This window comes from Marinobacter maroccanus (assembly GCF_002933275.1).
Taxonomy (GTDB): Bacteria; Pseudomonadota; Gammaproteobacteria; order Pseudomonadales; family Oleiphilaceae; genus Marinobacter; species Marinobacter maroccanus.
The window spans coordinates 70,852-80,391 of sequence record NZ_PSSX01000018.1 but is presented as its reverse complement, the minus strand read 5'-3'; the positions used below and the strand labels follow the sequence as shown (position 1 = coordinate 80,391).

Annotated in this window: 11 protein-coding genes; 4 read left to right on the top strand and 7 right to left on the bottom strand. The window is 50.7% G+C overall.

Translation table 11 applies throughout. The features are described 5' to 3' along the window. Positions 1 to 847: 847 nt before the first annotated feature. The 7 genes from KEHDKFFH_RS16675 to KEHDKFFH_RS20145 form a co-directional block, all read right to left on the bottom strand. On the bottom strand, positions 848 to 2,527 hold the full coding sequence (locus KEHDKFFH_RS16675) for a DUF4942 domain-containing protein (protein WP_104322956.1): 1,680 nt from the start codon (positions 2,525 to 2,527) through the stop codon (positions 848 to 850). Between the two features lie 355 nt (positions 2,528 to 2,882). After that, a complete protein-coding gene (locus KEHDKFFH_RS16670; RefSeq protein ID WP_241956543.1) occupies positions 2,883 to 3,221 on the bottom strand; it encodes a hypothetical protein in 339 nt (112 codons plus the stop codon). Positions 3,222 to 3,696: 475 nt separating this feature from the next. Then, positions 3,697 to 4,860, bottom strand: coding sequence for a hypothetical protein (locus KEHDKFFH_RS16665; RefSeq protein ID WP_104322954.1), 1,164 nt, complete (start codon positions 4,858 to 4,860; stop codon positions 3,697 to 3,699). A 136-nt stretch (positions 4,861 to 4,996) separates the two neighbouring features. After that, a complete protein-coding gene (locus KEHDKFFH_RS20085) occupies positions 4,997 to 5,350 on the bottom strand; it encodes a hypothetical protein (protein WP_146084230.1) in 354 nt (117 codons plus the stop codon). Between the two features lie 77 nt (positions 5,351 to 5,427). Further along, complete coding sequence (locus KEHDKFFH_RS16655; RefSeq protein WP_104322952.1) at positions 5,428 to 5,649, bottom strand: hypothetical protein; 222 nt, start codon at positions 5,647 to 5,649, stop codon at positions 5,428 to 5,430. 26 nt (positions 5,650 to 5,675) lie between these two features. After that, complete coding sequence (locus tag KEHDKFFH_RS16650) at positions 5,676 to 6,035, bottom strand: hypothetical protein (protein WP_146084229.1); 360 nt, start codon at positions 6,033 to 6,035, stop codon at positions 5,676 to 5,678. A 5-nt stretch (positions 6,036 to 6,040) separates the two neighbouring features. Next, positions 6,041 to 6,190 carry a hypothetical protein gene (locus KEHDKFFH_RS20145; RefSeq protein WP_158253208.1) on the bottom strand — a complete coding sequence of 50 codons (150 nt, stop codon included), beginning with the start codon at positions 6,188 to 6,190 and terminating at the stop codon, positions 6,041 to 6,043. Positions 6,191 to 6,683: 493 nt separating this feature from the next. On the opposite strand from KEHDKFFH_RS20145, the gene KEHDKFFH_RS16640 reads away from it, so the two are divergent. From KEHDKFFH_RS16640 to KEHDKFFH_RS16625, 4 genes are read left to right on the top strand one after another with little or no spacing between them, the layout of a single operon-like run. Further along, positions 6,684 to 7,400, top strand: coding sequence for a nucleotide-binding protein (locus KEHDKFFH_RS16640; RefSeq protein WP_104322949.1), 717 nt, complete (start codon positions 6,684 to 6,686; stop codon positions 7,398 to 7,400). Beyond that, complete coding sequence (locus tag KEHDKFFH_RS16635; RefSeq protein WP_104322948.1) at positions 7,397 to 8,350, top strand: ParB/RepB/Spo0J family partition protein; 954 nt, start codon at positions 7,397 to 7,399, stop codon at positions 8,348 to 8,350. Before KEHDKFFH_RS16640 ends, KEHDKFFH_RS16635 begins: the two co-directional genes overlap by 4 nt. Continuing rightward, entirely contained in the window at positions 8,347 to 8,760 is a 414-nt protein-coding gene (locus KEHDKFFH_RS16630; protein ID WP_104322947.1) for a hypothetical protein, read from the top strand. Before KEHDKFFH_RS16635 ends, KEHDKFFH_RS16630 begins: the two co-directional genes overlap by 4 nt. Next, positions 8,757 to 9,365: a hypothetical protein gene (locus KEHDKFFH_RS16625; RefSeq protein WP_104322946.1), complete on the top strand. Its 609-nt coding sequence runs from the start codon at positions 8,757 to 8,759 to the stop codon at positions 9,363 to 9,365. Before KEHDKFFH_RS16630 ends, KEHDKFFH_RS16625 begins: the two co-directional genes overlap by 4 nt. The last annotated feature ends 175 nt before the right edge of the window (positions 9,366 to 9,540 follow it).

Genomic DNA, 9,540 nt, shown 5'->3' with positions numbered 1-9,540 from the left:
CGCGAAGCGTCTGTTGATCCGACTTCGGGGGCCCCGCGATCAGCGGGGATCCTTTACCGGCCGGAGGTCGGAAGCGCGAGGGATATGGAGGGCGTCAGTCCCGCCACCGGCGGGATGAGCGAACAGCGAACCCGGAGAAGCCCGCCCCGTAGGGCGCGTTCTGCCCGCTATGGGCGATTGCCCCATGAGTTTCCGGCCGGAAACTTACTCTATATTCTGAATCTATTCCGCAAACCCAGACCAATTAAAAAGATCAAGACAAGGGAGAACAAAGCATGACACCCCATAACCAGTGTGATCCACCAGGGGCCCGTCTCTATTAACTCGGACGCGAGATCGACGTAATGGTTACGGGAGACACCTGAGATAGTAAAAAATGGAAGTGCAACACCAGCCGATACAGACAGCGCTTCAAGATTCAGTAGACTCAAACCTACTTAAGAATACAGAAGTCCGCCCGTTACCAGACGGCACAACAGCAAAACAGTCGGCCTCGAAATCACTTATCCGTAGTCCGAAACGACCTCCTACAACCAGTCAGAAGCGGAAGGAATCAATTTGTGCCAAGGTTGGCGCCAAAATAATTTCCAACTCCAATGCCGCCCCCATAACAACAAAGCATGCCACCTAAACTCCGACCAGTGCGCCTTCCGCCAATCCGGCATTTATGATTCGTTCATTTTCATCGAGAAGGCGGTTCCGCTAAGCCTAACAGACAGGAAGCCCCAATCAGCCAAAATTCCGGTCGGAAACAAATGTACTTTCGATCGTTGGTTTCTTATGAGCACTCTGGCTGATTCAGGGGCACTTGCCCTGATATGCTTTTTTTGTTTCCGGGCGGAAACTTTTATTTTTCTGGCGCGGATAGGGCTATCAAAGCATCCTGACCAAGCCGGATGTTTGCGTTGAATGCCGCTTGAGCTTGAGTCAGTGAAATATCCAATTCATCCGCAGCTTCCTGGGCGTTACGCACCCAGCCTTTTAACCGGCCAAATTCTACGTTCAAACGACACATCAACCGCTGGTTAACCTTCAGATGCACCGTTCCTTTTTTGAAGGCTTTGACTTCAAAGGCAACGGATCGTTGCCCGGTCTTTTGATCGGTGAAATAGAACAACACTTTTTGACCCGCTTCCCAGGCTTGCTGCTTTGCTGACATTTCTTCCCGAGTTACAAAGCCCAGATTGTTAGCAATGGTCATGAAATCATTAAGAAGGTCGGCAACGGTAGAGTTGAGGGTAGGAGGATTGTCTCCAAAATATCCGTAATCCAGCGCCTTCCAGCATTCCAGGATAATTCGGTAGTCCAGCTTGTAGCGATCGATTTCAGGGGTTTGGCCGTAGCGCCAACCGTCTTCTGCAAAGGTTTTCTGATTGGACTTGTAAGCAATGACGTTCGCTTTTTTGGTCAATCTCTCAACCAGCTCAATCAGCTGGTCATTGAAGTATTGATTGCAGTTCTTGATTAGCCAGGCACACAAAGCGTGAACATTATCCGGGGTGAAGTCGATGCTCATTGATGCCTTTAACTTCTCGATGACTCTTTGCCGGGTTTTGGTGGCAAGGCGTGAAGTTACCGGCCGGAAATTCTCAAAGAGCTCGTGCCAATAAACATGCTTGAGACCTTCGATTTTAAGTTTGAGACCTTTAGCAAGGGCTTCAGTGCTCACGCCGAGCTCGCCAAGCAAAACAGGGTCTAAACTGCAGATCCTCTCGTAATCGCTCACTAAATCTGAGAGATCTTTCTGATAAAACTCTGCCAACGCCTGCACCAGACCTTGGCTGGTGATCAACTCCCTTCCGGTGCTTATACGCTTTTTTGCCCTGGCTTCGATAGTTGTTTTCGGATCAATGTTCGAATGCTGTGAGACTGTGGATTGAGGTGCAAAGTGCTGCTCGAACCAAAGGTCAAACGGGTCCACCCGCAATTCATTTAACCGATAGTTGTGGCCACGACCGTGGCAATGTTTATCGAGGCGAATTCGGACGACATCCACAGTAGTCCGTGCCCGCCTCTCAGCATCTGGCGTGTCGAAAGAAAACTGAGCCAACACTTCAGTTTCTGCCTGTCGACTTTCAAGGGCTGACTGCAGCGACTTATCGTTCTCCCAGCGAACGGGAATAACCAGGTAAATCAGCTTGGCATTCGCTTCCCGAACGATTTTCTCCGACCAGGCGCCAAAGTGAGAGTAGGGCGGGTTCGAAAAGATCACATCACACCGTAGATCTAACAGAACCTGGGCGAACAAATCGGTACCAACGGTTACGATGCTCCTATCCTGTCGCTCAACAAGCATCAGGCTTTTTTCGATCGCATACCGATCACCCTCAGTCAGCTGCATCAAACATCGGCCGTCACCAGCACCCACATCGAGCGCAGAGAAAATAGGATATTTGTCGCTAAAGGGATCGGACAGGACTGCTTGAATGTCCTGACGGACGGCTTTAAGCATCGCATCGGTAGTGGGGTAGAACTCAAAATCCTGGGAATGGTGTTTCAGTGCGGAAACAAGCGCAAGTGTGCTCATGGCGGGAATCTCCTGACTCGCCTCGAACGCCGGCGAAACGCGGTGACAGCAAGCTGCTGACGACTATCGAATTATCTCTTTATTGGCTGTAAACGTCAATATCTTTGTATATCTTTAGGATCGATACATAGACACTTTGTTTCCGCCCGGAAACAAGTCGATTTCCTACACCTGGATTAGGCAAAATCACATACCGCCATGAGATTCCGTGTGTACAATGGGCATTCCTTGTGGGCAAGGAAGCCCGTTTGCTGCAGTGGAGCCTGACACGGGTGCGTCACCTGCTTAGTGGTGAGCCAGGCCGGGGGCACCGGCACCATCTACATTCTTCAAGGCCCAGGGTAGGGCAGGGCGCCTAATTTGACCGATCGAGTCGGTCTTTTTTATTGCGAACCATCCGGATCACTGGCTTACTTTTATCCATGGCACCAATGACCCCGTTATCGATCACCACACCAACCATGTAGATCCCAGGACCCAGACGTTGATAGGGCTCCAAAATCATTCGACGCCACGCCGTTATATCCAGTAGCACCACCGAGAAACTGGGTAACTGACGAAGAACATCACGATCAGCAATGCCGAGCCATGATCTAACCTCAATATCGTTTGCCGTGACAATACCCACGGGATCGTGAGAGGCGAAGGCATTCAGCATCGCAAAATACGAATTATGACGACGACGAAATTCCAAAACTTAAGTCCAAGAACTGTATTTTCATACAGTATATCAGAGAAGCGACAGGCAGGTATTGAGAAGAGGACCAAGCCGAAACAACGTCCGGTCTATTGGATTGGGTGCATGAATTCATCAGTGCGCTTGGTCCGTAGTCCCACGCCAGACGCCTAAGAATGAGACCAAACCAGACCTCATGCTGCCCATTGTTTCAGTAGAGGTTTCTATCAATTACCACTCTCTACGGCTAATCTTGGGCATAGTAAATACTCACTTCGGTTGAAGACGTGCGCACGATTTCAGGAACTGAAGGCCAACTCTGGGATCTGTGTTTGGCAAGGCTCACCCGGCAAACGCAGTAATCGCAAGCCACAGTCCACCAACAGTCAGTGCAAGGCCAACAACGATGTGTCCAAATGCCTCCATCATCCTGTGAGCTCCAATCAGAAAGGTCTATTAATGGTTCCTGGGCTCAATCGGCCAAAGATTCCATTCAAGCACTGCAGGAATACTTGGAAGGGGGCCTGCCTTCCACAATTTCACCGGTCTTGTAATCCACTTTCTGGCTTTGCTTAAGGTTGCCTTCGAATAGCCACTCCGATCCGTTGTGCGTCAGAAGATAAAACCGTCGAAAGCAATCGTTAGATCCGTTTTCTAAGACAGTAGCTGCCGTCCGACAACTGGCCTTATTTGCCGCCTCTGACAGATAGCAGTTCACCGAGGTACCACGAACATTTTTAATTAAAGCCTGCTCTTGAAGCTCCATTTCAAAACGGCTGCCGGCCACCAAGCGTGCTTTGTTACCCTCGACCGTTCGCCGATCACCTTCGAAGCTATCCAATACCGCGTGTGCTTCATGGATTTGATCCGGTGACAACTCGTTAGCAACTACCCACCCGCTTTGCTCCATGCGAAACTGCAGCTTCATTAGTGCCAGTTTGCCTTCACGGTCACTTACCTCTAGGCCTACAAAAGCGGTTGCAGGACTGGCGTTGCCGTTAGTGTAAAGCGTGGTACCGAAGGTATTTTCTACATTCGCAAACGCATCCTTTTGCTCTGCATACCTTTCAGCCAGTAGCGTCAACGTATCCAGGCTTTGGTACCGAGTATCAAGCTCTCCATCAATTACCTTGATGTCTCCAAACGTGGCAAAACCGGTTCCAAAAAGCTGTGTCTGGTGCTGAGCAACGTCCAACTTCATTGCGAAGGGAATACCCAAGGATTCAGCCTCACCAAAAAACAGATCGAGGTGGTAATCGCTCATTAAGGTTTGCGTGTCTGGAACTCCCTGGCCTTCTACTTTCCGGCTCAGTCGCAGGTGAGGGGATAGATTGGGCTCATCTGAGGGAAATCTGAATGCTTTTCCCGCTGGATCATCGTCGAACAGCACAATCTCGACAGAAAGATCGGCAAAGAAATCCGAGCCCTTACGAATCTCCAAAGTTCCACCCTGGAATAACGCTTGATCCATTGTGAATTCAACGTTTCGAACCATTCCCTGAACAGGTTCGCCCGGACGAGATTCGACCGTCGTGCTTGTCGCCTCTTTCGAAACGTCTGGTGTTGGCGTATTTGGCTGTGTAGATTCTGCCTCACCGGTGCAGCCAACCACCGTCAAAGTGGCGAGGGCAAGTATGAGTATCCGAAGGTGCCGCATGGAGTCCTTTCCTCTGATTGATTATTTTTTGACTACTTTCTAGTTCACGAATAAAAACAGCACACTAGGCATTATTTCCACCGTCATATCCACTGAATCTTTGGATAACTCCAGCTGAGAGGGTAGGGCAGCGCACTTAGCCTGCAATCGCTTTCTGGATCCTTCGAAACCGGAAGCTTTTCAGTTTTGGTAATTCGTTCATGAGGTGATGAAACGTGATCACGGTGCGTTCGTTCATTATCAGCCACTGGACATCAACAGCTCCGTGCTGCGATTCAATGAACTGTTTGATGTCCGCTCGTGTCTCGTCCACCACTTTCACCAGGTCGAATTGCTCAACTGCACCAAACGCCTCAGCCATCCCGTCTCCATGGGATTCAATTAATCGGGCGGCATCGGTCAGTGATAAGACGCCTTCCTCATGACTGGAAAGTGTCAGCGCCGCAAAACGCAAAAATCGAGCTCTAGCCAGCCACTGCATTGTTTTCATGATTACTCAACCCTTCCTTAGGCCTTTGCTATCGCGTTTCCGGCCGGAAACACCATGATCCGAGGCACACCACTCTTTCAAATGATTCTCTTGGATCTTTTTCGAATGACGTTTCTTAATATCAAAACGTCGATCAGTGTGAGAAACACACTTCCAAACCCAAACATCAACGCCTGCGCCACCAGCTCAAAACGTGGAGCAAAGATCAAATTGAGAATTAAGGCGTTGAAAACGATGAGCAGGATAACGCCTATTCCGACCCAGGCACTCCGATCAAAAGGTTTCTGTGACTGTCCCATAGCATCCTCCTTGATTGAGAGGCGATTCAAAGATCGTTCGCGCAACTTGCCGCCTGCAACGCCTGCTGGTAGAGATACTCGAAGTCTTCTGTTTCAAGATGCCTCCTAGCAAGCTCTACAAACACCTGCGAAACCGTCACTTCGGCAGCACCACGATGACGCACTGCTTTACTGGCCTTAATGAGCTGGTTCAGCTCTGCCAGTTTAAGCCGTGCCGCTTCCCGTTGCTTCTGAAGCTCTTCGATCTCACTCCCTATCTTTTGCTTAGCTTCACCAGAGGATCCTGGAATTCGGGCTTTCAGGCGTCGCTTTTCCTCATCCAAGTTGCCCATGGTCTCAATGAGCACTAATCGGCGCTGATACGGGCTTACCATAGTTTCAGCCATCACAATCAAGCCCCCCATGCCATATCAACGTCTTCCCGGGCCACTCTCAAGCGACCACCTCGCGTCTCGATGACCAGGGTATTTTTGTGCACCCGCTTGACCTTGGCCAACACTCGACCCAGTCGAACCGTCTGACCTCTTTTTACCTTCTCCATCTTACTTACCTCGCGTTGCGGTAAACCAATTTGACTACGCTTCAAAGATAACTAGCCCGCCGCCTTATGTCAATCTCTCTGTATACCTTTAAAAGACAATTAACGGCGAGTTAACGACAAACACGACCACACTCTTAGGCAGAGTTTCCGCCCGGAAACAAATTATCCAAGCTCAAAGTATGTATATGCTTCTCCAGATGCGTCAGAGCTTCCGTTCTCGGAACCGATGACTCCAGAGGCAGGGGAACAACGTTCGACCCAAGATTTTCTTTGAACCTTTGTCCAATATCACCATAAAAAGCGACACACCAGAGTCCGTTTTGCACCACCAGCTCCATGCGAGAATTCTCCATTTGCATATAATTTTATATTAGATAAGACTAATTGTATGGAGTCAAAGTTTTTTATTGAAAGTTTGACAAACAAACCGGTAGGATGAGGCATTACTCACGTTCGCCGGTTTTCGTGGCGACCTAAATGAAGGACCTACCCAATGGCGAAGCCCTTTGCCCCCAAGCTTAAACGCCCCATCAAAATTGCGGTAATCAATCGTAAAGGTGGCGTCGGCAAGACCAACACCACAATCAACCTGGCCTGTGAATTCGTGAACCGAGGCTATGCAACGGTCATCGCTGACACTGAGAAAGAAGGCGGCTGTGTTCACTGGCAAACCCTGGCCGGTGACGATGCCAAGGTCCCGGTGGTCGGCATGTATGACCCAATGATCAAGGTCAACATCAAAGCCTATGAAGGATCCAACGACATCATTCTGATCGACACCGCCGGAATCATTGTCGATATGGATGATGAAGAGGACGGGAAAGCCAGCAAGATCAACAGTGCTGTCATGGCTATGGCCGATTACGTCATTGTTCCTCTTCAGCCGGCACCTGCCGACTTTCGGGCTACAGAAGTCTGCGTAGAGTCCCTCAGCAAGATTCAGGGTTTCCGTGATGGCGCTCCATTTTTTCGGGTTCTCCTGACCAGCACCCGCGCCAATGAAGATTTAACCCGGATGGCACTAGAATTATTCGGTGAGGATTACCCGTATCCCGTGTTCAAAACCACCATTAGGCGCTCCGAGGAATTTAAAAAGGCTCACGCCTACGGGCAGGGCATCGTGGACTACGCCAAACGCTCAGAATCCGCAAATGACATCCGAGACTTGGCCGACGAGGTTCTGAGGGACCTGGATGAGGGTAGGGCATGAACAAGAAAGCAGGTTTGAAAGCTGCACTGGGCGGGGCCAAAAAAGAAAACACAGAAGCAAAGGTAGCCAGTAAACCCGTTGTTACTGCAGCAACAGGCGAACTTTGCCGGGTTCTGATCTCATCAATCCGCCCGGATCCGAATCAACCGCGGGAAACGTTCGACCCGGAGTTCATCAAGTCTTTGGCGCGCAAGCTTCAACAGGATGGTCAGCATACGCCAATTACCGTCGTGATGACTGGAACCAACCAATACAAGATCCGTAATGGTGAGAATCGTTGGAAGGCAGCGCAAGAGGCAGGCTGGGAGTACATTGATGCGATTATTTACGAATTCGAGCCGGAAGAACTGACGGCTCCAGAACAGGCTGAAATTCTTCGTAAGCAGAAATCGGACAATGACGATCGCAGGCCCCTAACCCCTTGGGAAGACATCAAAGCCTGTGCACGCTACGTGGAATTGTCCGGCAAGAAACAGGGGGAGGCCGCCGAAGACCTGGACCTCTCGAAGACCGATCTGAGCAAGCGACTGAAAATCTTCAACGGTCCCGAGGAAATTCAGAATCTTGTCCGCGCGGAAGCGCTCACTAACTTGAACACGCTTGGGAGCCTGGTGGAGCTTTGGAAACTCGATCAGGACTACGCAGCAGCCGAGGTTCAGAAAATTCTCGAAGCCGGCCAGGTTTCCTCGGGTTCTGAAAAGAAATACGCAGCTCGCGTGAAAGCCCTCAAGGAGGGCGCAGAAGTACCAGGCCCCAAGCCTGCAAAGAAGGAGCCCGATCCTCAACCACCGAAGCCGCCGACGTTTTCTGCCAAAAGAGTGAACGTGGCGGAGCAGGGTGTCCTGGAAATTGAAGATGGGAAAGGCAACGCCATGCGGTTCAAAGTCCCGAAAAGCTGGAAAAAAGACTGGGAAAAGATTGGTGAAGCGCTGTTTGGCGGTAAATTATGAACGATGACAACAGGAAGCAAAGGGTAGGGGACGGCCGTGTCTTCTTCGCCCACGTCCTGGCCGTCTTTGGCCCCCAAGAAAGCCATGACGTCACTGCCCAACGGGTTCTCGATGTAGGCCGGGTCCGTTACGGCGCAGAGAGGGACAACCTGAAAGGTAAGCACCTCAGATCCTGGGCAGACGGTACTCGCATCGTTCCCAAATGGGCTTACGCTGCTGCATTGGACCTTGCGCTGGAAAACGGATTTGAGCCGACTGACGATGACCAGGCTATCGCCACCTGGAAAACCTGGCGCTCGGAAAGACAAGAATTGTCCGACGAACAGGCTTTCACCGAGTTCATGAGTTCTATCCCGCTGTCACAATCACAGCGCGCCGCCGTGCAAACCTATGCGGGGTTGAGCGAATGAATGTTCATCCTCAGTCTTTCGCGAAGGCTGTGAGAGCCGTCAAACCTTCACAAGAAATCAAGGACCGTGCGTACCAGGTTCTGGTGGAAGGAACACCGACATTGGACGTGTTTCAACGCGACGCTCCGAATGCCGAGAAAGAATATCGAGTTCTGGTAGACTTGTTTAAGCACGCCGTGGCACCCACCGAACAGCCCATGTTTACTCAGCTGCAGCTGGTCTCGATCACCACAGAGTTCCGCTTCATCAAATACTGGGTGTTCATGGCGCTGTCCCTGGTTCTCGTGGACGGCTACACCATGTCTCAGGTTGGACGCCTGCTTGGCATGTCACGTCAACAGGTAAACATCGGTGTCACCAAAGCGAAAGAAAAGGCTTTATTCCTCGGCATCCTTGAGGATGCCCCGGATCTGGAGACGATCACGGTACAAATCCCTAAAGCCATTGCAAAGCAGGTAAAAGATTACGAGCACGAATTTGCCAGCGCAGCGGTGAAAGAGGGCGCCCAAAAACGACCTGTTTTCGCGGTTCTGAATAACGATGACGCGGACCGGGTGGAAAAATTCATTGATGAGCTGCAGAGCATTAGGCAGGCTGATGGATAGCTTCGCGCTACAGCAGACTCGGTGGTACGCCGCTGAAATAATCGGGGACGAGTTCGGGGCCGACATCAAATCTTACTCCCCAATACGTGTGGATGAGATCAAACCGAAAGGTGCTCGGAAATTCGAACTCCAATTTTACCACGCGAACTATCCCGAGGGCGTTCGCCAGAAGGTC